Raw genomic sequence first — 26,022 nt, 5'->3', positions numbered from 1 at the left:
CGTAGATCCGGGATCCATGCCTGAGCTGTTCCGGAATGGATCCCGAGTCTCACTTCGGTCGCTCGGGATGACCCCGGCAAGGTGAAACGCGATCGGCAGGAAGAGCTAGATGACCGCCATCGACCCATCTCTCCGCTACCAGCGCCGCGAGCAGGGGCTCATGCTCCTGCTCGCCTCGCCCGCGGTGATCGTGATCCTCGCCCTTGTGGTGATCCCGGTCGGCTGGCTGATGACTCAGTCCTTCTACGACAACGGCTTCACGCTGGAGAACTACCGCCGCATCTTCAGCGAGGACATCTACTGGCGCAGCTTCGGCCTGACCTTCCGCATCGCGCTGATGGTCACGGTGCTGACGCTGATCCTCGGCTACCCGGTCGCCTATGCCGCCGCCCATGTGAAGCGGCCCTGGGACGTGCTGATCCTCTCCTTCGTCATCCTGCCCTTCTGGACCAGCGTACTGGTGCGCGCCTATGCTTGGCTCGTCCTGCTGCAGCGCACCGGCGTTACCAACCAGATGCTCGAACGCTTCGGGCTGATCAGCGAGCCGCTGGCGCTCGTCCATAACGAACTCGGCACGGTCATCGCGACCGTCCACATCCTGCTGCCCTTCATGGTGCTGCCGCTCTATTCGACGATGCAGAAGATTCCGCGCGAGCTGATGCTGGCCGGCGCCAGCCTCGGCGGCGGGCCACTGCATACCTTCCTGCGCGTCTTCCTGCCGCTCTCGCTGCCGGGCGTCGTCGCGGGGCTTACGCTGGTCTTCGTATTGACGCTCGGCTTCTACATCACGCCGGAGCTGCTCGGCGGTGGCCGCACCATCATGATCTCGATGGTCGTGAGCCGGAATGTCGAACTCTACAACCAGTGGGGCGCGGCCAGCGCCGTCGGCGTCGTGCTGCTGGTCGCGGTGCTCGCGATCTTCATGGCGGTGGGCCGCATCATCCCGCTCGACAAGATGCTGGGCCAGAAATGAAACAGCCGCTTCTCCCCCGCCTGCTCTTCGGCGCGTTCGTCGGCCTCGTGCTGATCTATCTGATCCTGCCGCTGCTGATCATCGTGCCGATGTCGTTCTCGTCGACGCGCTTCCTGACCTTCCCGCCGCCGGCCTTCTCCCTGCGCTGGTACGCCGAATATTTCGGCAATCCCAACTGGATGCAGGCGACGCGGATGAGCCTGCTGATCGGCGTCCTCACCGTGATCGTCGCGACCCCGCTCGGCACCGCCGCCGCCTACGCCATCAGCAATTCACAGACGAAACTGATGCGCTCGCTGCACATGATGCTGATGCTGCCGCTGATCGTGCCGATCATCATCATCGCGATCGGCATCTTCTTCATCTACGCCAAGATCGGCCTGATCCAGACGCTGACCGGGCTCGTCCTCGCCAACGTCATGCTAGGCCTGCCCTATGTCATCACCTCGGTCGTCGCCGGCCTGCAGAGCTTCGACAAGACGCAGGAGATGGTGGCCCGCAGCCTCGGCATGAACCGCTTCCGCGCCTTCCTCACGGTGACACTGCCGCAGATCAAGGCCAGCGTCTTCGCCGGCGGCATCTTCGCCTTCATCTCGGCGATCGACGAGACCATCATCGCGCTCTTCGTCTCCGGCGGGCAGTACCAGACCCTGACCAAGCGCATGTTCACTGCCCTGCGCGACGAGATCGACCCGACCATCGCCGCGATCTCGACCTTGCTGACCGCCGCATCCTTCATCCTCGTCCTGCTGGCGACCAGCGGACAGAAGCGCGCGGCACAATGAGCGCGTCATGCTCGGGCTTGACCCGAGCATCTCAGGCCGGATGAGGTGCTAGTCAGCGCGTTCTCGTCACGAGATTCTCGGGTCTCCGCTGCGTTACGCCCGAGAATGACGACGCGGTCTCAGCTCCGCCAGTCCTGAAACTTGTAATAGGCCCCCACGAAGGGCAGGAACCAAGGCGGGCCGAAATGGCCGGGCACCACCGGCCAGTCGAGCCCGGCGAGCGGGTTCGCGTCGACCTCGCCGCCCATCACGCGCGCCATGATCTGCCCCATATGCACCGACATCTGCGTGCCGTGGCCGCTATAGCCCAGCGCGTAGAAGACGCCGTCACGCTCGCCGGCACGCGGCAGCCGGTCGGCGGTCATGTCGACCAGCCCGCCCCAGCAATAGTCGATGCCCACGCCCGCCAGTTGCGGGAACAGTTCGAGCATCCGCGCCTTCAGGATCGCGCCGCTCTTGGCGTCCGAGGTCGGGCTCGACAGGGCAAAGCGCGCGCGCCCGCCGAAGATCAGCCGGTTGTCGGGCGTCAGCCGGAAATAGTTCCCGATATTCATCGTGGTCGTCGCGGTGCGGCGCGTCGGCATGATCGAGGCCGCCAGTTCCGCCGACAGCGGCTCGGTCGCGATGATGAAGCTGCCGACCGGCACGATCCGCCGGCGCAGCCAGGCGAAGGGCCCCTGCCGCGACGCACCCGTCGCGAGCAGCACTTGCTTGGCCTCCAGCGTCCCGCGCGCCGTGGCGACACGACACGCCCGCCCGTTCAGCCGCTCGAGCCCGGTCACGGCGGCGTTCTCATGGATCGCCGCGCCGGCCCGTGCCGCCGCCTCGGCCAGCCCGACGCCGAAGCGGCCCATATGCATATGGGCGCTGCGCGGAAAGACGAGCCCGCCATGGAACCCGTCAGAGCCGATCTCGCGGCGTGTCTCGCCGGGCTTCACCACGATCAGGTCGGGCTCGACCGTCGCTTGCAGCAGTTCCGCGCTCTTCTCCAGCTTGGCGAAATGGCTGGGCTTGGCCGCGAGCTTGATCTTGCCGGTGCGGGTGAAATCGCAATCGATCCCCTCGCGCGCGACCAGCGCCTCGACGGTGTCGACACCGGCATCGAAGGCGCGATAGAGCGCGCTGGCGCGCTCGATGCCGAGGCTGGCCGCGAGCCCGCCGAGGTCATGCGCGAGCCCGTTGTTGCAGTGCCCGCCATTACGGCCGGAGGCCTCGCCGACGACGCGCCCGGCCTCCAGCACGGCAACGCTCGCACCGGCCTTCGCCAACGCCAACGCCGCGGAGAGGCCGGTGAAACCACCGCCGACAATCGCGACATCGACCTTGCCCGCGATCGGAGCCGAGGAAGCGGAGCTGAAGCGCGGCGCGGAGGCCAGCCAATAGGGTTCGAGCTTCATCGCGTGTTGGCCTCGGCGTCGATGGATCAGGGGACAGGCTCGTTTCACCTCCGCCGGCCAAGGAAAACCGAAGCATCGCAGGGGCTCGACCATGCAGCTTGCAGGTTCCTAACCTCATGTATTGTATGAATTATGCTATTCTCGAACGGCCCGGGCAGCCCTATAGTCGAGGCTGATCCCGCGTGAGGCCCGACGCCTTGGCTTACAGAACGGCAAAGCGCCGGCTCGGCTACGAGATCGACATCCGGCCAATGACCGAAGCCGATGTCGGCCAGATGCATCAATTGTCGATCGGCGTCGGCTGGCCGCATCGGCCAGAGGACTGGCGGCTCGTGATGAGCGTCGGCGAAGGCTTCGTCGCCTGCGATACGATCGGCCGCGCACTCGGCTCCGCGATGTGGTGGCCCTTCGGCGAAAGCTTTGCGACGGTCGGCATGGTCATCACCTCGCCCCGCCTGCAGGCACAGGGAGCCGGACGCGAACTGATGGAGAGGATCTTCGAGCAATCCGGCGATCGCGATCTGCGTCTCAGCGCGACCAAGGCCGGCTATCGCCTCTATCGCTCGCTCGGCTTCGAGCCGATCGGCCGGATCTTCCAGCATCAGGGGCGAACGGTCGCGTTACCCGGCCCCACGCCGACGGTCCCAGGGCTGAGACGTGCTGTCGCGGCCGATCTCGCCGCGATCACGCGCCTCGACGCCGAGGCCTATGGCGCCGATCGCGACCGCGTCATCGCCGCGCTCATGCAGCCATCGGTCGGCACGGTCGTCGAGCGGGAAGGCGCGATCCGTGGCTTCGCGCTCTGCCGCCCCTTCGGACGCGGCCATGTCGTCGGCCCGATCGTGGCGGAAAACGACGACATGGCGGTCGCGCTCGTCGCGCCCCATGTGGAGACGCATCGGGGCAGCTTCCTGCGCGTCGACACCGCGCAGGAACAGGGCCGCTTCGGCGCCTTCCTGGAATCCTGCGGCATGACGATCTTCGATTCGGTCACGCCGATGATCCGCGGGCGCCATCATCCCCCCAGCGGCGCGGCCCGCACCTTCGGCCTGGCGACGCAGGCGCTGGGTTGAACAGCTTCACGGCAGCCGCATGGGCCCGACCATCGCTGGGAAACGCCTGCCTCAGCCGGCCTTGTCTTGCTTGGCCCTGGTTTTTCGTTTCGGAGTCGCCGGAGGCGCGGCGGCTGCGATTTCGCGATCCTCCGCCTCTTTCTCGAGGCGTTGCTGCCTGAGCCTGGCGGTGTTGGCGTCGCGTGCCTGAGCGATGCCGTCGGCTTCCGACGAGATCCTGTTGCGCGCCAGCGATTGCGTCTGGGTTCTCAGAAAGGCGTTGTCGGCATCGAGGCGCTGCTTTGAAGGTCCAGCCATCCCGGTCTCCCGTCTTGTCGGTCGCCGTCTCAGAAGACAAAAAAGGCCAAGCTTTCGCTTGGCCTTCCATTGAAACCCGATCAGCGTGTCAGTGCCAGTACATCCGTGGTCACCGTCGCAGATGAGATCTCTTCAGACAGCGAGAAGCTGCTCCGCGGCCATCTTGCCCGACCTGTTGTCGCGAGCGACTTCAAAGCCGAGCTTTTGACCCTCCTGCAGATCACGCATTCCGGCGCGCTCGACGGCGGAGATGTGTACGAACACATCCTGGCTGCCGTCGTCCGGCTGAATGAAGCCGAAGCCCTTGGTGGAATTGAACCATTTCACTGTGCCGGTGGCCATGTAGAACCCTCCTTTTGGCAATAAACTGTCGTCCGCCGGCGAATGCACGGCGAATTCAGAACGATTTCGAAAGGGGGATCTGATCAGAAGCGCGCCGAAGCGCGAAAATAACTAGGGCCGTCCAAGCAATATCGAGAACTCAAACTTATTCGCGAAACGATTTTCTGTCAACCATGGATCACATGGGTCATCATAATTATTTGGATGGAGTTCCGGTTACGATTTTTACAGAAGCTTTATTGATCTTTCTGGCTCGCAGATATGTCGATCGCAATTATCTCGGCGGCATAGCCGCGAGGGCGCTCAAGGGCCGCGGGCGGAGCAGGCCGCTCTGGTGTCAGACGTCGAAAAGCACCGGCAGCGGATAGCCCGGCTTCTGGATCGGCGATTTGATCACGACATAGCTGAAATATTTGGAGATGCCGATGTTGCGGTCGAGCAGCGTCTCGATCAGCGATTGATAATGGGTCAGGCCGCGCGTCACGAACTTGACTAGGTAATCGTAGCCGCCGCTGACCATATGGCATTCAACCACTTCGTCGACCCGGCGCAGCGCCGTCTCGAAGCGGATGAAATACTCCTTGGTGTGGTCGGCCAGCGTGACCTCGGTGAAGACGGTGATCGTCTCCCCGAGCTTCGGCAGGTTGATCGTGGCGGCATAGCCCGAGATGAAACCCGCCTGCTCGAGGCGCTTGACCCGGAGCAGGCAGGGACTCGGCGACAGGCCTACCGCATCCGCCAGGGTGACGTTCGTCATCCTGCCGTTGTTCTGCAGCTCGATCAGAATCTTCATGTCGATGCGGTCGAGCCGCACGCCCGGTGTCACGACGAAAGCCTCACCCACGCCCCTCGCGCGACGCGGAGTCGCGCCGCAGCGAGACGACGAACCTAGACGGTTCGCCGCTCCAGGCAAAGCAGGCGATCACGCCGCCTTGGCGGTCGCGAGCGCCGCTGCGACCTCGGGCAGGGCCAGCATATCGTCGAGCGTCTGGCGCAGCCGCGACACGATCAGGTCGATCTCGCTCTCGCTGCAGCACAAAGGCGGCGCGAGCCCGATGATGTCGTCGGCGAAGGCGCGGAAGATCACGCCATTGGCATAGCCGCGGGCGAAGAGGTGGTCGGCCAGCTTGACGCTGCGCGGGAGCTTCTCGCGGCTCGCCTTGTCGGCAACGAGCTCGACGCCGGCGAGCAGGCCGCGCGCGCGCACCTCGCCGACGAGCGGATGATCGGCCAGCGTCGCCAGCTTCTTCTCGAAATAGGCGCCGACGCGCTGGCCATTGGCGAGAATGCCACCCTCGTCATAGAGCCGGAGCACTTCCAGCGCGACGGCGGCCGAAACCGGATGGCCGGAATAGGTCTGGCCGTGGCCCACGGGGCCGCCCTCGGGCGCGTTGTCGGCGATGCCGCGATAGACCTTCTCGCCGATCGCAAGCGCACCCATCGGCGCATAGCCGGAGGTCAACCCCTTCGCCATCGTCATCATGTCCGGCACCACGCCCTCCGCTTCGCAGGCGAACATCGGGCCGGTGCGGCCGAAGCCGGTGATGACCTCGTCGGCGAGGAAGAGGATGTCGAGTTCGGCGGCGGTGTCGCGCATCGCCTTGAGCCAGCCCTTCGGCGGCACGATGACGCCGCCAGAACCCACCACCGGCTCGCAGAAGAAAGCGGCGACATTGTCGGCCCCGAGCTCCTCGACCTTGGCACGCAGCGAGGCGACGCTCGCCGCGATCACCGCCGCATCGTCCGAGCCGGTCGGATTGCGATAGGCGTAAGGCGGGGCGACGTAGTGGCGGACATGGCCGGGGAAGTCGAAATTGGCGTGGAAGGCCGGCAGGGCGGTGACGCCGGCGCCCGTCGAGCTCGAGCCGTGGTAGCCGCGCTCCAGCGAGATGATCGCCTTCTTCGTCGGCCGGCCGGTGACGTTGTAGTAGAACTGGATCAGCCGCAGCGCGCCGTCGATCGCATCCGAGCCCCCGAGCGAGAAATAGATGTGATTGAGGTCGCCGGGCGTCAATTCGGCGAGCTTCGCAGCGAGCCGGATCGCCGGCTCGCTGCCGAATGAGAAATAGCCGGTGGCATAGGGCAGCTCGCGCATCTGCGCGGCGGCGGCCTCGACGATGCTCTCATGGCCGTAGCCGACATTGACGCACCACAGCCCGGCGAAGCCGTCGATCAGCTCATGACCTTCGGAATCGATGATGAAGGCGCCCTTGGCCGACTTCATGATGGTGACGCCGCGCTTCTCGTGGCCGGCCCAGTTGGCGACCGGGTGGACCCAGTGGAGGCGGTCGAGGGCTTCGAGCGAATTGACGGTCATGGAGGGCTCCTGCTGGAGAGTGTCGGCTTGGTGGCGTTCGGATGGCTTGCGTTCAGGCGGCGGGCTGCAGGCAGGCGGCTGGCTCGGCGCGCCGCTTCGGGATCTGCTCGCATTCGCGCAGATAGCGGCCGGGCGTGATCCCGCAGATATTCTTGAAATGGCGCGAGAAATGGCTCTGGTCGAAGAAGCCGGCCTCGGACGCCGCGAGCGCCATCGGCACGCCGTCGCGCAGCAGCCGCTTCGCATAGCCGATGCGGCGATGGCAGATGAAGCGATGCGGCGTCAGCCCGACCTGCCGCCGGAACACCGTGACGAAGCGGCAGACGCTCAGCCCCGCCAGCGCCGCGAGATCTTCCAGATAGATCGCGTCGGTGAAGTTGCGCTCGATATGGCCCAGCGCGCGCCGGATGCCATCGCTCGTCCGTCCGGAAGACAGCGCGATATCGCCTTCGGATCTGTGGTTCTCGGACTCGGGGTGTTCGGACCCGGGCTCGTGCAACGCCGGCTCGTACATGGACCGCTTCGACCTCCACCGACGGGACTCCCGCCTCGCCGCGAAGGTTAGAACGGCACGCATGGTGGTCGGCGCGGCCTTGGCCACCCGCAACGACATCCCCTGCCCTATTGACCCGGCCCGGCAGCAGATCGTGCTTTGTCCGGCTGCACTCCTCCGGACAAAGCAGGCTGCATCAGTAGCCCCGCTTGCGATCGACGAGGCCGATCAGAGGCTCGCCCGCATGATGGCGGCGCAGGTTTTCCAGCACGACCTCCACCGCCGTCTCCGGCTGCGTCATGCTGGCGATATGCGGCGTCACCAGCACGCGTGGATGGCTCCAGAGCGGATGGCCCTTGGTCAGCGGTTCCGGCGTCGTCACATCGAGCCACGCGGCCGAGATCTGCCCACTGTCGAGCGCCGCCAGCAGCGCATCCTGATCGAGATGTCCGCCGCGGCCGGTGTTGACCAGCCTCGCCCCCTTCGGCAGTTGCGCGAAGAGCTCAGTGCCGAGCATGCCGCGCGTCTCGTCCGTCAGCGGCAAGAGGCAAACCAGGATGTCGGTGCGCGCCAGGAAATCCGGCAGTTCATCGGCGCCCGCAAAGCAGGTCACCCCGTCGATCTCCCGGCGCGAACGGCTCCAGCCCGCGACCTGGAAGCCGAAACTCTTGAGCATCCGGCAGGAGGCTTCGCCGAGCATGCCGAGACCGAGCACGCCGACGCGCCGCGTCGAGGCCGGGCGGACCCGGATCTGCTTCCAGACCTCGTCGCGCTGCTGCGCAGCATAGTCGATCAGGTCGCGATGCAGGCCCAGCACCGCCATGGAGACGTACTCCACCATGCCGTCGACGATGCCGGTCTCGACCATCCGCGCCACCGGCAGGCCGGGCGGCAGCTTCGACAGATCGAGATGATCGACGCCGGCTCCGGACGAGATCAGCAGTTCCAGATTGGGAAACTGCTCCATCAGATCGTCCGGCGGCATCCAGGCGACGAAGTAGCGAATCTCGGCGGGGTCGCCGATCTCGGGCCAGATCCGGAAGGACAGGTCCGGCGCCTTCTCGGCCAGGATCTTCCTCCATTCGGCGCCGCGCGCCGGATCGGATTTATAGAGCAGTGCCATGTTTACCCCTGTCGCTCAGCCGAATGCCTGGCTGGCAAGCGCATGCAACTGGACCGGGCCCTGCGCGAGCGGCAACGTGCCGCGCACCATGCTCGTCCCCCAGTCCACAGATTTCAGGCCGCAAGAAGCAAGCCAGTCGGAAAGCGGCGAGCCCTCGTGAACGTCGATGCGCACGAACTGTCCCTGCTGCCCGCGCAGCCAATGCGCCACCAGCACCCTGGCATCCGCATCACCCTCGGCAACGACGGGGCCGATGACGAGCCCCCGGCCGAAACGGCGCAGCATGCTGAAACCGGCCACCTTCCCGGCGCGCTCGACGACGATACATTCGCCGCGCTCCATGACGGCGCGCAGCAAGGCCCCGCGTACGAGCCCCGTCGCGGCATGATCGAGCCGCTCCAGCGCCGGCAGGTCGGAGACATCCGCGGCCCGCAGCGTGGCCCCCTCGCCGAGCGAAAGCGTCGCCACGGCCAGAACCTCGCCCTGATACTGACAGATGGCGCCATAGCTCGCGAAACCCGAACGTTCATAGAGAGGCTTGCCGGCAACCGTCGCGTTGAGCAGCAGCGAACGGCCCTTCGTCTGCGCGAACAGCCCCTGCATCAGGCGCCGCCCGAGGCCCGCGCCCTGATGTTCGGGCGAGACCACGATCAGGCCGAGCGTCGCATGGCTATCGCCATAGGGCCACCACAGCGCGGTCGCGACGATCTCCGACCCGATGCAGATGACGACGCCACGGCCGAGCTCGATCGCCATCTCCCAGTCCTCGACGCGGTGCGGCCAGCCGACGACGCGCGACAGCACCGCACAAGCCGGCGCATCGCCAGGCACGATGTCGCGGAGAACAGCAGCTTCCTGGGTCTGGCTGTCGGACATCAGCCGAGCGCCTCCTGCACCACATAGAACTTCGCAACATGGACGCGGCTGTCCCAGGCGCAGGGCGCGCCCTGCGGAACCAGCACGGTATCGCCCTGACCAACGGTGAAGACGGTCCCGTCTTCACCCGTCAGATCGACCGAGCCTTCCAGGATATGCATCAGCTCGCTCAGTTTGTGCGGCCGCGAGACACGGGCATAGGGCGTCGAGTCCCAGGTGCCGGCACGCAGTTTCGAAGCCTCCTCAGTGAAGGGATTGAAGCTGCGGCATTGCGGAGCCGGCCCGATCAGAACCTCGGCCGGCGGGGCTGCCGACGGTGAAAGTGCGGCATCCGCGCGCAGCGAGGTCACGCCCGGTGCGGCTGCAGCGCCTGCCGTTGCCGCGTAATAGGCCCAGCGCGTCCCTGGCGCCGCTTCGATACCCAGCCGCGTACCGCGCGCAACGACCGCGCCATGGCCGGGCGAGACGGTCAGCGCTTCCGCCCCATCCACCGAAAGCGTCAGCCCCCCCGCCAGCACGATCATCGTCTCGGTATGCGGAAAGGCTTCGACGTCGACAGCGCCCGCGAATTCGACACGGCCGGCTGCCGCGGTGGAAATCGACCAGGCCAGTTCACGCCCGGACGCGAAGGGATCCAAACTCCCCAGCCCATCTCCCGACGGGGATGCAGGCAGCAGCGCGCCCGAGGCGCGATGGAGCATCACGATCGCTGGAGAGGTCACGCGGGACGCAGGCATCGGCTGGGCGGTCTTGGGCTGGGCAGTCATGGGGCGAGGCAGTCCGTCGCTATCGTTTCGGAACGCTACGCCGCTAAGGCAAACCCGGCCCGTTTGATTGGACTATCTTTTCGGCCAGGCGGATGGAACGGGTCAGACCGCCCGGCTGTAGCGCCGCACCGGCTGGTCGATATGGGCGTCGAAGGCCGAGGCGACCTTGCGCACCAGCAGGCGCGCCTGCTCCGGCATCAGGATGCGGGTGCCGTCGAAGGCGATCACGCCGTCCTGCGACAACCGCTCGAGCTTGGCGAACGACGGCTCGAGCGAGCGCGGATCCGCGCCATGCCGGGCGCAGACGGCCCCGACATCGACAGCGAGATCGCACATCAGCCGTTCGATCAGTTCAGCTCGCAGCCGGTCGTCGACGCTCAGCCGGTAGCCCTTCGCGATCGGCAGTTCGCCCTGCCCGACGCGCTCGCCATACCGCCCGATCACGACCTCGTTCTGGGCATAGCCCTGCGGCAACCGCCCGATCGCCGAGGCGCCGAAGGCGATGAGCGCCTCGCAGCCATCGGTGGTGTAGCCCTGGAAATTGCGCCGCAAGCTGCCGCTGCCGAGCGCGCGCGCCATCTCGTCCTCCGGGCGCGCGAAATGATCGAGCCCGATCCGGACATAGCCGGCCTCGACGAGCCGCTGCGCCATCGCCTCGGCCTGCTCATGCCGCGCTCGGCCATCGGGCAGCTCGGCTTCGGCGATGCGACGCTGATGCTTCTTGAAATCCGGCACATGCGCATAGCCGAAGATCGAGAAGCGCTCCGGCCGCATCTCCAGGCAGCGTTCGACCGTGTCGATGCAGGACGCCGTGGTCTGTTTCGGCAGGCCGTAGATCAGGTCGAAATTCACGCCCCCGACCCCGGCCGCGCGCAGGCCGGCTACGACAGCCGCCGTCTGCTCGACGCTCTGGACGCGGTTGATCGCCTGCTGCACGAGCGGATCGAAGCTCTGCACGCCGAGGCTGGCCCGGGTGACGCCGGCTTCGCCGAGCGCTCCGATCATAGCCGAAGGCAGCCGGCGCGGGTCGACTTCGACGGCGATCTCCGCATCCTTGTGGATGGCAAAGCACTGCCTCAGCAGTCTGACCAGCGCGACGAAATCATCCGGCTCCAGTATCGTCGGCGTGCCGCCGCCGAAATGGACATAGCGCACATCGAGCGGCGCACGCAGATGCCCCGCGACCATGTCGATCTCGCGGCGGAGCACGCCGAGGTAGTCCATGATCGGCCCGTCACGCAGCGCGACGGTCGTATGGCAGCCGCAATACCAGCACATCGACCGGCAGAACGGGATGTGGAGATAGAGCGAGGCCTTCGTTCCGGGAGCGAGTTCGCCGAGCCAGCGGCCATAGCAGGAGGCACCGACATCCGCCTGGAAATGCGGAGCCGTCGGATAGCTCGTGTAGCGCGGCAGGCGTTCGTCGAGATAAGGCGTCTTCCCTGCTTCCACGTCCGCTTCTCCTCGCCGCCGGAATCCGGCATCCGCAGGAACATAGGCGGCAGCCCGATCCTGTCTTTGAGCCAGAACAAGTCGTGGCGACGCGCCTTCGCGCCCGACCCGTCTCCCCGAGAGGAACGGCCCTCGTGCGTAACAATGCCGTAGCGTTCACGAGCGAAAACGCACAGTATCGGCGGACGCCGCCGCGCGCTTCAGCAGGCCGTCGCAGCGGAACCATGCAGGGGATATGCGATGCCTGAGCTTTGCCGGCAGAAGAGCCAAGAACCGCTCCCCGCCCCGTCAGGCCTGCGCCTCCTCGTCCTGGCCGGCCTTCTGTCGCTCCAGCCCTCCCTGGCTTTCGCCCAGCAGCAGGCGCCCGCCGCGATCCCGGTCGGCACCGTGATGGCCGAGAAGCGCGCCATCGGCAGGTCGGCCGATTTCGTCGGGCGCATCGAGGCGGTCAACCGCGTCGAGGTCCGGGCTCGCGTCACCGGCTATCTCGAGGCCGTGCTGTTCCGCGACGGCGAGAACGTCAAGGAAGGCACGCCGCTCTTCCGCATCGAGCGGGCACCGTTCGAGGCCGCCGTCGAACAGGCGCGAGGTGCGCTCGAGCGCGCCCAGGGCACCCTCCAGAACGCCAAGGTGCAGTTGCAGCGCGCCGAGGAACTGCTGAAGACCTCCGCCGGCTCGGTCGCGGTCCGCGACCAGCGCATCGCCGAGGAAAAAGGGGCCGAGGGCGACCAGACCACCGCCGAGGCCAATCTGAAGACCGCGCAGATCAATCTCGGCTACACCGAGATCAAGGCGCCGATCACCGGCCGGATCGGCCGCACGCGGGTGACGAAGGGCAATGTCGCCGGCCCGGACAGCGGCGTGCTGGCCCAGATCGTCAGCAGCGATCCGATGTATGTCTCCTTTCCGGTCAGCCAGCGCGAGTTCCTGACGATCAAGGCCGGCGCCGTACCGGCCGATGGCAGCGCCCCGCTCGTCAGCCTGAAATTCGCGGATGGCTCGACCTATGACCAGAAGGGCCGCGTCGATTTCGTCGATGTCTCGGTCGAGCGCTCGACCGACACGGTGCTGGTGCGTGCGACGTTGCCCAACCCGGCCGGCAAGCTGATCGACGGCGCGCTCGTCCGCGTCCTCGTGCAGAGCGAACAGACCGAGGAGAAGGTCGTGATCCCGCAATCGGCGCTGATCGCCGACCAGCAGGGCGGTTATGTCTTCGCCGTCGAGGACGGCAAGGCGGTGGTCAAGCGCGTCAAGATCGGCAGCGAACTCGGCGCCTATGTCACGATCGACCAGGGGCTCGCCGGCAATGAGCAGATCGTCATCGAAGGGCTGCAGAATCTCAGACCCGGCATTCCGGTGCTGGCCTCCCCCGTGACGCCGCCGGCTAGCCGGAGCTGAGTCTCATGATCAGCTCCGTCTTCGTCGATCGGCCGCGGCTGGCCATCGTCATCGCGCTCGTCACCACGATCGCCGGGCTTCTGTCGCTCTTCGCGATTCCAGTCGCGCAATACCCTGACATCGTGCCGCCGCAGGTCTCGGTGACGACATCCTACCCCGGCGCCTCGGCGGCGGTGGTCGAGCAGACGGTGGCGCAGCCGATCGAGGCGCAGATCGTCGGCACCGACAAGATGATCTACATGAAGAGCGTCAGTGGCAATGACGGCAGCTATTCGCTGCTGGTTTCGTTCGAGCTCGGCACCAACCCCGACATCAACAGCGTCAACGTCAACAACCGCGTGCAGATCGCGCTGTCGAAGCTGCCGCAGGAGGCGCAGCGCCAGGGCGTCACCGTCAAGAAGAAGTCCTCGGCGCTGCTCGGCGTCATCGCCGTCTACGCGCCGACCAACGCCTATGACACGCTGTTCGTCTCGAATTACGCCACGATCAACCTGCTCGACGCGATCCGCTCGACGCCCGGCGTCGGCGACGCCGCCCTGTTCGGCGCTCAGGACTATTCGATGCGGGCCTGGGTGCAGACCGACAGCCTGACCGGCCTGAACCTCACCACCGGCGACATCATCAACGCCATCCAGGCTCAGAATGCCCAGGCCGCGGTGGGGCGCATCGGCGCAAGGCCGATTTCCGACGACCAGCAATTGCAGCTCAACATCCAGACCAAGGGCCGCCTCAGCACGCCGGAGGAATTCGGCAGGATCGTGCTGCGCACCAATCCGGACGGCTCGGTGCTGCGGCTCTCGGATGTCGCGCGCCTCGAACTCGGCGCCGCCAATCTCGATCGCGACACTAGGCTGAACGGCGGGCCAGCGATATTGATCGGCATCTACCAGTCGCCCGGCGCCAATGCGATCGCCGCGCTCGACGCCGTCAAGAAGACGGTCGGCGACCTCGCCAAGTCCTTCCCCGAGGGCCTCGCCTGGAAGGTCACCTACGATCCGACCTCGTTCGTCACCGCCACCATCCACGAGGTCCAGAAGACCCTGATCGAGGCCTTCATCCTCGTCGTCCTGGTCGTGTTCCTCTTCCTCGGCAACTTCCGCGCCACGCTGATCCCCACCGTCGCCGTGCCGGTCAGCCTGGTCGGCGCCTTCATCGTCCTCAACGCCATCGGCTACTCCGCCAACACGGTGTCGCTGCTCGCGGTCGTCCTCGCGATCGGCATCGTCGTCGACGACGCGATCGTCGTCATCGAGAACGTCGAGCGCGTGATGGAGGAGCATCCGGAACTGACTCCGGCCGAGGCGACCAAGAAGGCGATGGGCGAGATCGTCGCGCCGATCGTCGCGATCACGCTGGTCCTGCTCTCGGTCTTCGTGCCCGTCGCCTTCATCCCCGGCATCTCGGGCGAGCTGTTCCGGCAGTTCGCCGTCACCGTCGCGGTCGCGATGGTCCTCTCGGCCATCAACGCGCTGACGCTCTCGCCGGCGCTCTGCGCCGTGCTGCTGAAGCCGCATCATGGGCCGCGGCGCGGGCTGATCGGCCGCGTCATGGCCGGCATCGACTGGACACGGGATCGCTATGGCTCGGCCGTGGCGCGGCTCGTGCGCGTCGCCTTCGTCAGCCTCGCGCTGACGGCGGCCTTCGGCGCCGGCATCTACGCCATGGGTCGGATCACGCCGACCGGCTTCCTGCCCGAGGACGACCAGGGCGCCTTCTTCGTGGTCACGCAATTGCCCGACGGAGCATCGATCGGACGGACCTCCGCCGTGATGAAGCAGGTCGAGGACATCATCAAGACCGAGAGCGCCGTCGCCGACTACTCCACGATCATCGGCCTCAACTTCATCGACAATTACTCCCAGCCGAATTCAGGCTTCTTCCTGATCTCGCTGAAGCCCTTCGAGGAGCGCACGAACCGAGAGGACAGCGCGCCCGCCATCATCGCGCGGCTGGCACAGAAGTTCCGCGCGATCCGGGAGGGAACCGTCGTTCCGATCGCCCCGCCGCCGATCATCGGTCTCGGCAGCGGCGGCGGCTTCACCCATGTCGTGATGGACATGGGCGGCTCCGACCCCAAGGCGCTGGGGCGCGTCTTGCGCGGCCTCGTCATCGCCGCCAATCAGGACCCGCAATTGCGCCGCGTCTTCACAACCTTCTCGGATTCGACGCCCTCGATCTATCTCGACATCGACCGCGACAAGGTCCAGATCCTCGGCGTCGATCTGAGCGGCGTCTTCCAGGCGCTGCAGGCTTCGCTCGGCGGCTACTACGTCAACGACATGAACCTGTTCGGCCGGACCTGGCAGGTCCAGGTCCAGGCCGAGAGCACCGACCGCGCCTCGATCGACGACATCTACCGCATCCATGTCCGCAGCCGCGCCGGTGAAATGGTTCCGCTGCGCTCCTTCGTCGAGGCCCGCGTCGTGGTCGGTCCCCAGGCGCTCATCCGCTACAACAACCGCCTCGCGGCGACGGTACAGGGCTCTCCCGCGCCAGGCGTGTCCTCCGGCCAGGCTCTGGCTGCCATGGAGGCCGTCTCGGCCAGGACACTGCCCTCAGGCTATCGCGGCGAATGGACAGACGTCTCCTTCCAGGAGAAGCGGGCCGAAGGCCAGACCGGCATGATCCTCGCCTTCGCCCTGCTCTTCGCCTATCTCTTCCTCGTCGCGCTCTATGAGAGCTGGACGATCCCCGTGCCGGTGCTGCTCTCGGTGGCGGTGGGGATCCTCGGCGCCTTCGTGGCGATCGTCATCGCCGGGCTGACGCTCGATCTCTACGCCCAGATCGGCATCGTCGTGCTGATCGGCCTCGCCGCCAAGAACGGCATCCTGATCGTCGAATTCGCCAAGGAACTGCGCGAGAAGGGCCATCCCCTGCTGCATGCCGCGACCGAGGGCGCCCGCCTGCGCTTCCGCCCGGTGATGATGACCTCCTTCGCCTTCATCCTCGGCCTGCTACCGCTGGTCATCGCCGAAGGGCCGTCGAAGCTGGCGCGGCGGAATGTCGGCACGCCGGTCTTCGGCGGCATGCTCGCCGCGGCCCTTATCGGCATCTTCGTGATCCCGGCGCTCTACGTCGTCTTCCAATCGATGCGTGAACGCCTGCGGCCCTCGACAAGGCCCAAGGAGGAGCGGGCCTGATGCAGGACCTTCGTCATCGGGGTCCCTAAGGCATCGGCCTAATAGGTCCTGAGCCTAGATCATCGGACCGAATACGATATTCGGTCCGATGATCTAGCCGATCCAGTTGCGCGCGAAATCGCCTTCCTCGTACCCTTCGGGCTTCTGCCGCTTCGGCAGCTTGATCTTGGCCCGGGGAGGCGCCTTGTAGGGGACGCTGGCGAGGATGTGCTCGATGACCGCGAGCCGCGCTTTGCGCTTGTCGTCGGAGTGAACCGCGTGCCACGGCGCCCAGACGGAATCGCTGGCGCGGAACATCTCGTCGCGGGCGCGCGAGTAGTCGTACCAGCGCGAATAGGATTTCAGATCCATCGGCGAGAGCTTCCAGATCTTTCTGGGATCGTTGATGCGCTCCTCCATCCGGCGCGTCTGCTCTTCCTGGCCGACTTCGAGCCAGTACTTCAGCAGGATCGTGCCTGAATCGACGATCGCCTTCTCCACGCCGGACACCACCTGGAGAAAGCCTCTGGCCTGCTCCTCGGTGCAGTAGCCCATCACCCGCTCGACGCCGGCGCGGTTGTACCAACTGCGGTCGAAGATCACGATTTCTCCGCCCGCCGGCAGATGCGGCAGGTAGCGCTGCACATACATCTGCGAGCGCTCGCGCTCGGTCGGGGGCGGCAGGGCGACGACCCGGAAGACCCGGGGGCTGACGCGCTCGGTGATCGCCTTGATGACGCCGCCCTTGCCGGCGCCGTCCCGCCCCTCGAAGACGATGCAGACCTTGCCGCCGTCATGCTTCGCCCATTCCTGCAGCTTGACCAGCTCCCCGTGCAGGTCGCGCAGCTTCCGCTCATAGGTCTTTCTGTCGAGGGGCTCGCTGGCATCGGCCTTCATCGCCGGCCTCCTCTTGCTCCGTGGCGAAACGTGTATCGACCCCATGGTTCATAACAGCCTCTAGGACCAGCTCAGGAAGAAGGCGACGTCGCCTGGCAGGCCACCCGGCCAGTCGATGATCATGGCGCGAAGCTTGTACTTGGCCGGCTGGAGATGCTCCTTCCAGAACTCGAAGGCCTGCCGCGGGCGCCCGGTGAGCGTCGCCGGCCAGTCCGCTTCCGCATTGTTGATCGCGCGGCCTCTGTCGGTGCAAAGCGCGCTCGGAAAGCGCATGACCAGGACTTCGCTCTCGCCGCGCCCGGCCGCCGCCCGGGTCTTGTTCGCCAGGCTCTGCTTGATCTCGGCGATCTTCTCGGGCGTGACGTCGATCTCCTGGCGCAGGGTGGCGACGAGCTTCTTGCGCGCCTCCTCGGCCTTGTCCATCGCGCCCAGCATTTTGGAGGCCTTGGCCATTTCGAGTTCGGTCATGTAGGCGCGCAGATCATCTGCCGACATGAAACTCTCGTCGGCCAGCGTGCCCGCGGCGGGATTCTGGGTTGCTGTCGCCATCGCTCGCGTCTCCTGGATTGCTGGCTGCCACCGCATGCCGACCGCCCCTGCGGCCGATATGCAGGGCCGCCGCTAGGCTCAGATCTTCTGGAAGTGGAAGGCTTCGGCGAAGGTCAGCTCGATCATGTCGCCGCGCCTGATACGCGTCAGGTCCTGCTTGATGACGGGATCGACGACCGTCAGGGAGCGCTGCCCAAGCGGGCCGACGAAGCTGACGACACCGGTCGAAGGGTCGAAGGCCTGGAACTGCGCCGTCAGCGTCAGCGTCCGCACGACGAACTTGTCCGGCAGGTTGTGGAAGGGCGGGCCGCTGACCGCTTCGGTATAGACGATGGCGGGCTTGGCGCCCTTCTTGGCGCGCCTGGCTCCGAGGATGACGCCCTCGGCGCGCCGGATCTCGAGCTTGTCACCGGGCTGGATGTTCTGGAGATTGCCGAACACGGCCGGCACGGCGACATGCCAGGAGCGGACGCCCTGCCGCACGACCACGATGCGCTCCGCCGGCTGCACATCGACGACCTCGACATTCATCTGCTCGATGTCCACCGGCCCGAGGCCGGCGACGACCACGGTGCTCGTGGTCACCGTCGGCCCCGCGCAGCCCGCGATGCCTGCCGCCAGGGCGACAGCGAACATCCAACCCATATGCTTCGACATCGTAACTCTCCACTCTCGCAAACAAGGACTGCTGGACCGACGAACTCCGGACATGTCGCGTCAAACCCGATCCCGCCTTCCGGATCGGTTCTCCCGCTCGCTGATCGCGCTCCGTATCTCGGCCTCGAGCCCGTCGATCAGATGCCTGTATTCGACACGGCGCGCGGCGTGCCCGGCGGCCTCAGACCCCTCCCAGCGCCGGAGCGCCTGCTCCGCCTCGGCGAGATCGCCGCACAAGGCGCGGAAACTCTCGCTGTCGAGGACCATCTCCTCGATCGTTCGCCTGTGTTTCGGCAGGAGCCGAATGGCAGCCAGAACGCCCGGGTCCATCGGAGCGAGCCCCCGCGAATGGCCACAACTTGGTGGCGGGGCGCACAGAATGGGAGTAACTAACGGGATGCTACAGGGCGGCTCAGGCCGCTGCTTCTCTGCTCTAACGTGGATTCCTGCCTCTGGGGGGGCGCTCCATGGAACGGCATCGAACGGAGTCCAGTGGCGACGGTTCCTGCACGCGTGCCGTGCCGGAACCCCAGGAAGACGATGTTCGCGCGCAGCTTAACCGCATTCTGGCCAGTGCCGAGTTCAGCGTACCGGAGCGGGTGCGCCAGTTCCTGATCTATGTCGTCAACCAGACGCTCTCGGGCCAGGCGGATCGTATCAAGGCCTATACCGTGGCCATCGAGGTCTTCGGTCGCGACGCCAATTTCGACATCCAGAACGACCCCGTCGTTCGCATCGAGGCGGGGCGGCTCAGACGCGCCCTGGAGCGCTACTATCTGCTCGGGGGAAGCTCCGAGCCCGTCCTGATCGAAATCCCGAAAGGCGGCTATGTACCGCGTTTCCACTGGCGGCAAGCTGCCACCGAAGATGCACCAGCGACATCTGGGCAGGAAGCGCTCCCCTGGCACAGCTTCGTCAAGGCCAGCGCGCGCGCCCTGCCCCTCCCCTGGCTCGTCGCCTCTGCCGGCGCCGCCGCAATGGCTGCTGCTGTTGCGTTCGGCTGGTTCGCATCCGCGTATCCGCCGCCGGCGTCCCCGAAGGGGCCAACCCAACCCGACGGCCCGTCTCTCGTCGTCAAGCCCTTCGTCAACCTGTCGCAAGCCCCCGAGGCGGAGTTCTACGCCGCCGGCCTCGGCGAAGAACTGCTAGCCCAGCTCGCGCGGTTCAAGGAACTGACGGTGTTTGGCCGCGAGACCTCCGGCGCACTGCCGCCAGACGCCTCCGCGTCCGAGATTCGACGCCGCTTCGGCAACCGCTACGTCTTGGAAGGCGGGGTCCGCCTGTCTGAAGGCAAGCTGCGCGTCACCATCCGGGTTCTCGACGGCGAAACATCCGCCATCGTCTGGTCCGGCAGCTATGACGCCGACCCGCGGGCCGGCAACATCGTCGAGATCGAAACGACCATCGCCTCCAAGGTCGCGACCGCGATCGCCCAGCCTTACGGGATCATCTTCAGCGCGCCGCCGCGAACGGCACCGGCCCTGGGCTCCCAAAGCCTGGAAGCCTATCGATGCTCCTATCGCTTCTATCGCTACCGGACCGAACTGGATCCGGTCGGTCATGCGCCGACGCGCGAATGCCTCGAGCAGATCACGGAACGCTACCCCGACCACGCGACCAGCTGGGCGATGCTGTCCTATCTTTATCTCGACGAGGATCGTTTCCATCTGAACCGGCGCCCCGGTTCACCGTCGCCGCTCGAACGCGCACGAGCTGCGGCCGAGCGCGCGGTGCGCATCGACCCGGAGAATGTCCGGGGCCTGCAGGCGCTGATGACCGTACTCTACTTCAGCAAGGAACCGGCCGAGGCGCTCCGGATCGGTTCGCAGGCGCTGGCCCTCAACCCGAACGATACCGAACTGCTGGGCGAGTTCGGCAGCCGCGTCGCCCAGGCCGGAGACTGGCCGCGTGGAGCGGCGCTGCTGGAGGAGGCGATGGCCAGAAACCCCGGGCATTCCGATTACTATGTCGGGCTCCTGGCGCTCGCGGCCTATATGCAGGGGGAGGACGCGCGCGCGGCCGATCTCATCCGCCGCGCCAATCTTCGCCGGTTCTCGATCTATCACTTCGTCGCCGCCCTCATCTTCGCCCGCCTTGGGCTGGCGGAGGAGGCCGCGCAAAGCCGTACCGAGTTCCTGAAGCTGCGGCCAGGCTTCTTCAACGATTTCGACGGCGAGCTCGACAAGCGCAACTTCAACGCCAGAGACCGCGCCATCATCATTCGCGGTGCCATCCAGGCCGGCTTCCCCGTGCCGCCGCGCTTCGCTACCGAGACGGACTAGCCACCGGCTCTGTGCCGCCCAGGCCGCGAGTGCGCCCTGCCTGTAGCAAACCGTAACCTACTACCTGTGAATGCGATTGCAGCTTTGATTGCCGCGCCGAGAGGACGTGCCCCACGGGAGGCAGCCAGAGGCGGAGGCGCTCGATGATCGTCGTGAACCGGTGCCTGTTCCTTCTCAGCCTAGCGGTGGCGACGGCGCCTCCGCAGGAGGCGCTGGCTCAGGCGGGGCGCCTCCAGGGAGCGTGGATCGAAGAAGGATCGCCCTGCGACAGCGTCTTCGTGACGACGCCGAATGCCGTCGCCTTCAAGCGGCCGGCCAATGCCTTCGCGCCGGCCTTCATCGTCTCCGGCCGGCGACTCTCGACGCCGCTGGCCACCTGTCGGCTCACCGGCATCAGCCCGAACGGCCCGAGACAGGTCCTCCGGCTGAGCTGCACGACATCGGTCGCGTCGGACACCGCCCGCGCGGTGCTGGCACCGGCCGAAGACGGCGGAATCTACCGCTACCAATCCGTGGAAGGCGGCATCGCGACGAAATACCGGCGCTGCAACCGGGATGCCGCGAAAGCTCCCTGAAGCCGCTGGTCACCGAGGTCGCCAACATGGAAATCGGGGGATCGACCATGTCAGCTCTCGTATATGTCGTTGAAGCCGATACGGCCTCGCAAGCCGAGATCGACTGCCTGCTTCAGGACTGCGGCTATCAGACGAAGGCCTATGGCAGCGCAGACGAGATTCTCAGCAAGATGCCGGACCACGAGTGCCCGGGCTGCATCGTCATCGACATGCCAACCCGCGATGCGACGGCGCCAGACCTGTTCGACCGGCTGACCAAGGCGGGCTCCAACCTGCCCGTCATCTTCCTGGCCGGATACAGTGACGTGCGGGCCGGCGTCCGGGCGATCAAGGCGGGGGCGGAGGATTTCTTCACGAAGCCGGTAGAGCGCGAGGAGTTCATCGGGGCGATCGACCGCGCGATCGCACGCCACCGCCTCGCCAACGAGCGCGAAACCTGGACGCGCCGGGTGACGGAGCGATTGCAGCGCTTGACCCGGCGCGAACGGCAGGTCTTCGAGCTCGTCGTGCGTGGCCGGATGAACAAGCAGGTCGCCTTTGAGCTCGGCACGACCGAGCGCACGGTCAAGGCCCACCGGCGCAAGGTCATGGAGAAGATGCAGGTTCGCTCGTTGGTCGAACTCGTGTCCTGCGTCGAGCGGCTCGGCCTCAGCACGGCCCCCGCCTAGCGAGGGTCCGCACCGTGTCGGTCGATCGCCCCACTCCCGACGGTTTGAAGACGCCGCGGGCCGCGGCGGTCGCCGGCATCCTGTTCTCGGTCCTGCTGCTGCTTGCGATCCTGCTGGTCCTGCAGACCCTGCGCTTGAATCCGCGCGATCCAGGAGATTGGCTCGGCGCGCAATCGTGGAAGGTCGCCCTGGCGATGAACCTGATCCCCTTTGCCGGGATCGCCTTCCTCTGGTTCATGGGCGTGCTGCGTGACCGGATGGGAGAGAAGGAACACAAGCTGTTCGCGACGGTGTTTCTCGGCAGCGGCCTGCTCTTCGTCGGAATGCTGTTCACCGCCGCAGCTGCCATCGGGGCGATTCTGATCACCCATGCGGCGCAGCCTCGCGAGTTCTCGGGCTCCGAGACCTTCACCCTGGCGCGGGCCTTCGCCTACAACCTGACGAGCATCTACGCGCTGAAGGTCGCGAGCGTCTTCCTGCTGACAGCCTCGACCATCGTGCTGAAGACGGGCATCACCGCGCGCTGGACGGCCATCGTCGGCTATGCCGCCGCAGCCTTCATCCTGCTCGGCAGCCATGCCGTCGACTGGACATTCCTGGTCTTCCCGCTCTGGGTTCTCCTCGTCAGCGGGGACATCCTGCTGCGCGAATACGGGCACGCCGGGTCATCGCCCTGAGCGTCGCCCTTTCGCCGTCACGAACGCCGCCCGGAAAGCGCGCGCACCGCATCTTCGAGATCCTCGAAGGCAATCGTCGCATCCGGGCCGTCGAAGAGACCGGCGAGCCGCAGGATTTCCCTGGGCTCCTTGTGGAGTTCCGCCAGCGCGAGGGTAACGCCGGTCTCGGCCAGCTCCGACCGCAACTGCCGCAGCATCGCGGCGGCAGTGGAGTCGACCTGCGCCACGGCACTGGCGTCGAGCACGAGCCAGGCCGTGCCCGCAGGCGCCTCGGCGGCAACGCTCTCGAAACGCTCGCGGACATAATCGGCGTTGAAGAACAGGATGCTGCCCTGGACCATGAAGAGCACCATCCCCGGCAAGGGTGCGGCGTTCTCCGTCCTGTGCAGCTTGTAGAATCCGGGCCGGCCGGGGACGCGCCCGAGTTGCGCGTCGCGCGGGCGCATTTCCTTGAGCAGGACATGCAGCAGCGTTCCGGCGATGGCGATGACCACGCCGCTGAGGACGCCGAGGCTGATCGCGCCCCACATGCTGATCAGCGCGAAGGCGAACTCGAGGCGGCTGACACGCCAGATCTCGCGAAAGCCCTGGATATCGATCAGGTTCAGCGCGGCGAAGGCCAGGATCGCGCCGAGCGCCGGGTTGGGCAGCAGGCGAAGCGCGTCGTTCAGAAAGAGCAGGAGGCTGGTCAGCGCCAGGGCGGCGACCAATCCCGCGACCTGCGAGCGGCCGCCGGCCGAGATGTTGATCGCGGTCCGTGAATCCGAAACCGTGATGGGAAAGCCGCTGAACAGACCGGAGAAGACGTTGGCGGCGCCGAGCCCGGTGAGTTCCCGGTCGGCATCGATCTCGAAGTGGTCCCTGGCACCGAAGCTGCGGGCCGCGACGAGCCCCGAACTCACGGCCACGAGCCAGATCGCGCTGGCGTCGAGCAGGAGGTCCGTCATCGGCAAGCGTGAGAAATCGGGCAGTGCCAACTCCGGCATGCCGCTCGGCAGGCTGCCGATCACCTTCATGCCGCTGCCCTGAAAGTCGAACAGGGCCGAGGCTATGCCGGCGAGCACCACCACGACCAGCGGCCCTGGGATCGGCGAGCGCAGCCGCGCCAGCACGACGAGCAGCGCGAACATAGCGCCGCCGAACAGGACCGACGGCCAGTGAATCTGATCGGCTTTGCCGATGAGTTCCAGCACCGGCTGCACCAGCCCGTCCGACTCGATGCGCAGCCCGGTGAAGCGGCCGATCTGGCCGATCAGGATCGATATCGATATTCCGGAAATGAAGCCGATCAGGATCGGCCGGGACAGGAAGGAAGCGACCACGCCGAGACCGAGTCTGCCGGCCAGAACGCACATGACGCCGACCATCAGGGCCAGCGCGGCGGCGGCCGCGACGCGATCCGCCGGATCGCCGACCGGCAGGTTGGCGAGCGCTGCGGCCAACACCGTCATGGTCGCTGCGTCCGGCCCGACCATCAGCTTGTGCGAGGGGCCGAACAGAGCGTAGCCGACCAGCGGCAAGATGCTCGCATAGAGCCCGACTTCGGCCGGCAACCCGGCGATGGCGGGGTAGGCGATGGCGCTGGGAATGGCGACGGCCGCGACGGCCAGCCCCGCCGTCACGTCGCTGCGCAGCCATTGCGGCCTGTAGCCTCTCATACCGCTCGGGATCGGCAATCGCTCGATCATGGGCTGTCTCCCGGAAGCCTCCGCCGATGCGTCGGGTCACGATCACGCATGCGCGGCCAGTTCCTCGCGTGCCTCGGCCGCGCGGGAGAGCGCGGCCGTCGGATCGAGGGTGCAGGCTGCCGCAGCCAGGCCTGCAGCAAAAAGCGTCGGCTCGCCGCCGCCTCCCCCTGCCCTCTCCTGGGCATAGGCCAGCGCGATCGCACGGCCGGTGCGGGCGTCGTTGAGTTCGCCCAACAGATCCTGCAGACGCACGAGAGCGGCCGTGAGCTTGCGGCTTTGCTTTGCACCGATCACCGGATGGAACGCCTCGACGGCATAGCGCAGCTTCTTGGCCTTCACCCGGATGTCGTGCTGACGCTCCGGGGCGCAGTGCAGCAGATCGCGGCTCTCCTTCAGAAAAGCCTTCAGGCGCTTGCCCAAGCGCGCTCGCACGAAATCCACGACCGGGCGCTCCCGCAGTTCCGCATTCTTGAGCGCGGCAGGTTCCGAGACCGACAATGAGGCGAGGCCGTCGACGAGGCCCAGGCCGAATTCCAGCATTGCCGAAGACCGCACGAAGGCCAGGACCTTCTCGTGCTCGTCCTGCCGCCGGCGATCGAAGCTTTCAAAAAGGGCGTCGGCGCCCGGAGCATCCGGGTTGGCCCGCTGCAGCGGCGCGAGCACGCGGTCGCAGAAGACGTCGAGCTCGCGGGCGGCCCCGAGGAATTGGGCAAAGGAACGCAGGCGGCCTGCCAGGATCGTCGCTTCGACTCCGAGGACGGGCTTCAGGAACCACAGCAAGGCCCGCAGCCGCCTGAGCCCGATGCGCGTCCGGTGCAACGCATCCTGCCCCCCGACCGACGACAGTTGCGCTAGACTGTCGAGCAGCGCCGCGGCGCACCCCCGGCAGATCCCGTCGACAGCAGCATGCGTCGTCATCGCAGGGAGAAGGTCGATGGGCGGATCGCCCACCGGGCGGTCAGACTGCGCGGGCAGAAGGTGGAAGCCCCTTTCGCCGGGCGGGCGCAGGATCAGGGTCAGCGGCACGGCCGAGCCGAGTTCGCGGGCAAGGTCGAACAGCGCATCCGGCGCTCCGGAAACCAGCTCCAGCCGCAGCGCGCAGATGCGCTCGAGCGCACCTTCCGCCTCGATCGTTCCCGTGTCGAAGCTCGCCGCAATGGTGGAGCCGGCGCGCTCGATCGTGGCGGAGCGGCGCCGGAGATCGACGGCGAAGACAGGCTTCAGTTTGCGCGCCCCCCCGTCGCCGAGGATGTCTGCGAGCGGTGTACCCGCGAGAGAGGCATCGCCCGGGGCATCGTCGTCGATTGCGGTCGTCCAGCACGGCACGGGAGCGAGCGCAGCGGCACTCGCCCGCTCGACATCCTGGAAGCGCTTGCCGGCCTGCGCGCGAATGGAAAGGCGATAGCCGGCGCGCAGCAGCTTGCGGCGGCTGGTGTCGTAGTAGACCGACCCCACCGCCTTCGCGCGCCCTGCCTGGATCGCCCCGGCGGCTCGAAGGCGCTTGAGCAGCCGAACCTGGTCTTCCTCGGCGCAGCAGAGCCAGAGTATCCCCGCCCCCCGGCCGGCAGCCCGGGTCTGCGCAGGGAGGAGTGCCAGGGAGTGATTCATCGCTGCCAA

Annotated in this window: 25 protein-coding genes; 9 read left to right on the top strand and 16 right to left on the bottom strand. The window is 66.6% G+C overall.

Annotated elements, in window-relative coordinates; translation table 11 throughout:
• The first annotated feature begins 109 nt into the window (after positions 1-109).
• Together AC1RMY_RS06050 and AC1RMY_RS06045 are read left to right on the top strand one after the other, a co-directional pair.
• Entirely contained in the window at positions 110-973 is an 864-nt protein-coding gene (locus AC1RMY_RS06050; RefSeq protein ID WP_492863049.1) for an ABC transporter permease, read from the top strand.
• On the top strand, positions 970-1,758 hold the full coding sequence (locus tag AC1RMY_RS06045; RefSeq protein WP_492863048.1) for an ABC transporter permease: 789 nt from the start codon (positions 970-972) through the stop codon (positions 1,756-1,758). Before AC1RMY_RS06050 ends, AC1RMY_RS06045 begins: the two co-directional genes overlap by 4 nt.
• Before the next feature lie 119 nt (positions 1,759-1,877).
• Here AC1RMY_RS06045 and AC1RMY_RS06040 read toward each other — a convergent pair whose 3' ends face one another.
• Positions 1,878-3,155, bottom strand: a complete 1,278-nt coding sequence (locus AC1RMY_RS06040; RefSeq protein ID WP_492863047.1) for an NAD(P)/FAD-dependent oxidoreductase — start codon at positions 3,153-3,155, stop codon at positions 1,878-1,880.
• A gap of 197 nt (positions 3,156-3,352) precedes the next feature.
• On the opposite strand from AC1RMY_RS06040, the gene AC1RMY_RS06035 reads away from it, so the two are divergent.
• Positions 3,353-4,228 (top strand): GNAT family N-acetyltransferase, encoded by an 876-nt coding sequence (locus AC1RMY_RS06035; protein ID WP_492863046.1) that lies wholly within the window; start codon positions 3,353-3,355, stop codon positions 4,226-4,228.
• A gap of 51 nt (positions 4,229-4,279) precedes the next feature.
• On the opposite strand, the gene AC1RMY_RS06030 is transcribed toward AC1RMY_RS06035, so the two are convergent.
• From AC1RMY_RS06030 to hemN, 9 genes are all read right to left on the bottom strand, one after another.
• The gene (locus tag AC1RMY_RS06030; protein WP_492863045.1) at positions 4,280-4,525 is read right to left on the bottom strand and encodes a hypothetical protein; all 246 of its coding nucleotides are present in this window, start codon (positions 4,523-4,525) and stop codon (positions 4,280-4,282) included.
• Between the two features lie 132 nt (positions 4,526-4,657).
• Entirely contained in the window at positions 4,658-4,867 is a 210-nt protein-coding gene (locus tag AC1RMY_RS06025) for a cold-shock protein (protein WP_492863044.1), read from the bottom strand.
• Between the two features lie 337 nt (positions 4,868-5,204).
• Entirely contained in the window at positions 5,205-5,681 is a 477-nt protein-coding gene (locus AC1RMY_RS06020) for an Lrp/AsnC family transcriptional regulator (protein WP_492863567.1), read from the bottom strand.
• A gap of 108 nt (positions 5,682-5,789) precedes the next feature.
• Positions 5,790-7,184 (bottom strand): aminotransferase class III-fold pyridoxal phosphate-dependent enzyme, encoded by a 1,395-nt coding sequence (locus AC1RMY_RS06015; RefSeq protein ID WP_492863043.1) that lies wholly within the window; start codon positions 7,182-7,184, stop codon positions 5,790-5,792.
• Positions 7,185-7,236: 52 nt separating this feature from the next.
• Positions 7,237-7,698, bottom strand: a complete 462-nt coding sequence (locus tag AC1RMY_RS06010) for a helix-turn-helix transcriptional regulator (RefSeq protein WP_492863042.1) — start codon at positions 7,696-7,698, stop codon at positions 7,237-7,239.
• Positions 7,699-7,873: 175 nt separating this feature from the next.
• Positions 7,874-8,800 carry a 2-hydroxyacid dehydrogenase gene (locus tag AC1RMY_RS06005; RefSeq protein WP_492863041.1) on the bottom strand — a complete coding sequence of 309 codons (927 nt, stop codon included), beginning with the start codon at positions 8,798-8,800 and terminating at the stop codon, positions 7,874-7,876.
• A 15-nt stretch (positions 8,801-8,815) separates the two neighbouring features.
• Complete coding sequence (locus AC1RMY_RS06000; RefSeq protein ID WP_492863040.1) at positions 8,816-9,676, bottom strand: GNAT family N-acetyltransferase; 861 nt, start codon at positions 9,674-9,676, stop codon at positions 8,816-8,818.
• Complete coding sequence (locus tag AC1RMY_RS05995; RefSeq protein WP_492863039.1) at positions 9,676-10,443, bottom strand: cupin domain-containing protein; 768 nt, start codon at positions 10,441-10,443, stop codon at positions 9,676-9,678. The genes AC1RMY_RS06000 and AC1RMY_RS05995 overlap by 1 nt, the downstream gene beginning before the upstream one ends.
• 102 nt (positions 10,444-10,545) lie before the next feature.
• Entirely contained in the window at positions 10,546-11,895 is a 1,350-nt protein-coding gene (gene hemN / locus AC1RMY_RS05990; protein WP_492863038.1) for an oxygen-independent coproporphyrinogen III oxidase, read from the bottom strand.
• Between the two features lie 240 nt (positions 11,896-12,135).
• Here hemN and AC1RMY_RS05985 point away from each other — a divergent pair, with 240 nt between their 5' ends.
• The gene (locus AC1RMY_RS05985) at positions 12,136-13,293 is read left to right on the top strand and encodes an efflux RND transporter periplasmic adaptor subunit (protein WP_492863037.1); all 1,158 of its coding nucleotides are present in this window, start codon (positions 12,136-12,138) and stop codon (positions 13,291-13,293) included.
• Between the two features lie 5 nt (positions 13,294-13,298).
• The gene (locus AC1RMY_RS05980) at positions 13,299-16,433 is read left to right on the top strand and encodes an efflux RND transporter permease subunit (RefSeq protein ID WP_492863036.1); all 3,135 of its coding nucleotides are present in this window, start codon (positions 13,299-13,301) and stop codon (positions 16,431-16,433) included.
• A 93-nt stretch (positions 16,434-16,526) separates the two neighbouring features.
• Here the strand turns inward: AC1RMY_RS05980 and ppk2 are convergent, their stop codons facing one another.
• The 4 genes from ppk2 to AC1RMY_RS05960 form a co-directional block, all read right to left on the bottom strand.
• Complete coding sequence (ppk2, locus tag AC1RMY_RS05975) at positions 16,527-17,309, bottom strand: polyphosphate kinase 2 (protein WP_492863035.1); 783 nt, start codon at positions 17,307-17,309, stop codon at positions 16,527-16,529.
• Positions 17,310-17,369: 60 nt separating this feature from the next.
• Entirely contained in the window at positions 17,370-17,858 is a 489-nt protein-coding gene (locus AC1RMY_RS05970; protein WP_492863034.1) for a hypothetical protein, read from the bottom strand.
• Between the two features lie 78 nt (positions 17,859-17,936).
• Positions 17,937-18,515 (bottom strand): hypothetical protein, encoded by a 579-nt coding sequence (locus tag AC1RMY_RS05965; RefSeq protein ID WP_492863033.1) that lies wholly within the window; start codon positions 18,513-18,515, stop codon positions 17,937-17,939.
• Positions 18,516-18,575: 60 nt separating this feature from the next.
• On the bottom strand, positions 18,576-18,782 hold the full coding sequence (locus AC1RMY_RS05960; RefSeq protein WP_492863032.1) for a hypothetical protein: 207 nt from the start codon (positions 18,780-18,782) through the stop codon (positions 18,576-18,578).
• Positions 18,783-18,982: 200 nt separating this feature from the next.
• Here AC1RMY_RS05960 and AC1RMY_RS05955 point away from each other — a divergent pair, with 200 nt between their 5' ends.
• From AC1RMY_RS05955 to AC1RMY_RS05940, 4 genes are all read left to right on the top strand, one after another.
• The gene (locus AC1RMY_RS05955; RefSeq protein ID WP_492863031.1) at positions 18,983-20,797 is read left to right on the top strand and encodes an adenylate cyclase; all 1,815 of its coding nucleotides are present in this window, start codon (positions 18,983-18,985) and stop codon (positions 20,795-20,797) included.
• 143 nt (positions 20,798-20,940) lie between these two features.
• Positions 20,941-21,372, top strand: a complete 432-nt coding sequence (locus tag AC1RMY_RS05950) for a hypothetical protein (RefSeq protein ID WP_492863030.1) — start codon at positions 20,941-20,943, stop codon at positions 21,370-21,372.
• Positions 21,373-21,419: 47 nt separating this feature from the next.
• Positions 21,420-22,040 (top strand): response regulator transcription factor, encoded by a 621-nt coding sequence (locus AC1RMY_RS05945; RefSeq protein WP_492863029.1) that lies wholly within the window; start codon positions 21,420-21,422, stop codon positions 22,038-22,040.
• 14 nt (positions 22,041-22,054) lie between these two features.
• Complete coding sequence (locus tag AC1RMY_RS05940) at positions 22,055-22,717, top strand: hypothetical protein (RefSeq protein ID WP_492863028.1); 663 nt, start codon at positions 22,055-22,057, stop codon at positions 22,715-22,717.
• Positions 22,718-22,734: 17 nt separating this feature from the next.
• Here AC1RMY_RS05940 and AC1RMY_RS05935 read toward each other — a convergent pair whose 3' ends face one another.
• Positions 22,735-24,405 carry a SulP family inorganic anion transporter gene (locus AC1RMY_RS05935; RefSeq protein WP_492863027.1) on the bottom strand — a complete coding sequence of 557 codons (1,671 nt, stop codon included), beginning with the start codon at positions 24,403-24,405 and terminating at the stop codon, positions 22,735-22,737.
• Between the two features lie 42 nt (positions 24,406-24,447).
• Positions 24,448-26,013, bottom strand: coding sequence for a CYTH and CHAD domain-containing protein (locus AC1RMY_RS05930; RefSeq protein ID WP_492863026.1), 1,566 nt, complete (start codon positions 26,011-26,013; stop codon positions 24,448-24,450).
• Positions 26,014-26,022: the final 9 nt, after the last annotated feature.

The sequence above is a fragment of the Allobosea sp. GW822-FHT03F07 genome (assembly GCF_058801345.1).
This window is presented reverse-complemented; position numbering and strand designations above follow the sequence as displayed.

Bases quoted from the DNA above. Each gene is read 5' to 3' on its own strand.
- AC1RMY_RS06015 (WP_492863043.1), bottom strand. From the start codon at position 7,184: ATGACCGTCAATTCGCTCGAAGCCCTCGACCGCCTCCACTGGGTCCAC.
- AC1RMY_RS05980 (WP_492863036.1), top strand. From the start codon at position 13,299: ATGATCAGCTCCGTCTTCGTCGATCGGCCGCGGCTGGCCATCGTCATC.
- AC1RMY_RS06025 (WP_492863044.1), bottom strand. From the start codon at position 4,867: ATGGCCACCGGCACAGTGAAATGGTTCAATTCCACCAAGGGCTTCGGC.
- AC1RMY_RS05930 (WP_492863026.1), bottom strand. From the start codon at position 26,013: ATGAATCACTCCCTGGCACTCCTCCCTGCGCAGACCCGGGCTGCCGGC.
- AC1RMY_RS05945 (WP_492863029.1), top strand. From the start codon at position 21,420: ATGTCAGCTCTCGTATATGTCGTTGAAGCCGATACGGCCTCGCAAGCC.
- AC1RMY_RS05960 (WP_492863032.1), bottom strand. From the start codon at position 18,782: ATGGTCCTCGACAGCGAGAGTTTCCGCGCCTTGTGCGGCGATCTCGCC.
- AC1RMY_RS06010 (WP_492863042.1), bottom strand. From the start codon at position 7,698: ATGTACGAGCCGGCGTTGCACGAGCCCGGGTCCGAACACCCCGAGTCC.
- AC1RMY_RS06030 (WP_492863045.1), bottom strand. From the start codon at position 4,525: ATGGCTGGACCTTCAAAGCAGCGCCTCGATGCCGACAACGCCTTTCTG.
- AC1RMY_RS06000 (WP_492863040.1), bottom strand. From the start codon at position 9,676: ATGTCCGACAGCCAGACCCAGGAAGCTGCTGTTCTCCGCGACATCGTG.
- AC1RMY_RS05985 (WP_492863037.1), top strand. From the start codon at position 12,136: ATGCCTGAGCTTTGCCGGCAGAAGAGCCAAGAACCGCTCCCCGCCCCG.
- AC1RMY_RS05950 (WP_492863030.1), top strand. From the start codon at position 20,941: ATGATCGTCGTGAACCGGTGCCTGTTCCTTCTCAGCCTAGCGGTGGCG.
- AC1RMY_RS05965 (WP_492863033.1), bottom strand. From the start codon at position 18,515: ATGTCGAAGCATATGGGTTGGATGTTCGCTGTCGCCCTGGCGGCAGGC.
- AC1RMY_RS05955 (WP_492863031.1), top strand. From the start codon at position 18,983: ATGGAACGGCATCGAACGGAGTCCAGTGGCGACGGTTCCTGCACGCGT.
- AC1RMY_RS06045 (WP_492863048.1), top strand. From the start codon at position 970: ATGAAACAGCCGCTTCTCCCCCGCCTGCTCTTCGGCGCGTTCGTCGGC.
- AC1RMY_RS05935 (WP_492863027.1), bottom strand. From the start codon at position 24,405: ATGATCGAGCGATTGCCGATCCCGAGCGGTATGAGAGGCTACAGGCCG.
- AC1RMY_RS06040 (WP_492863047.1), bottom strand. From the start codon at position 3,155: ATGAAGCTCGAACCCTATTGGCTGGCCTCCGCGCCGCGCTTCAGCTCC.
- AC1RMY_RS05970 (WP_492863034.1), bottom strand. From the start codon at position 17,858: ATGGCGACAGCAACCCAGAATCCCGCCGCGGGCACGCTGGCCGACGAG.
- AC1RMY_RS05995 (WP_492863039.1), bottom strand. From the start codon at position 10,443: ATGACTGCCCAGCCCAAGACCGCCCAGCCGATGCCTGCGTCCCGCGTG.
- AC1RMY_RS06005 (WP_492863041.1), bottom strand. From the start codon at position 8,800: ATGGCACTGCTCTATAAATCCGATCCGGCGCGCGGCGCCGAATGGAGG.
- AC1RMY_RS06050 (WP_492863049.1), top strand. From the start codon at position 110: ATGACCGCCATCGACCCATCTCTCCGCTACCAGCGCCGCGAGCAGGGG.
- ppk2 (WP_492863035.1), bottom strand. From the start codon at position 17,309: ATGAAGGCCGATGCCAGCGAGCCCCTCGACAGAAAGACCTATGAGCGG.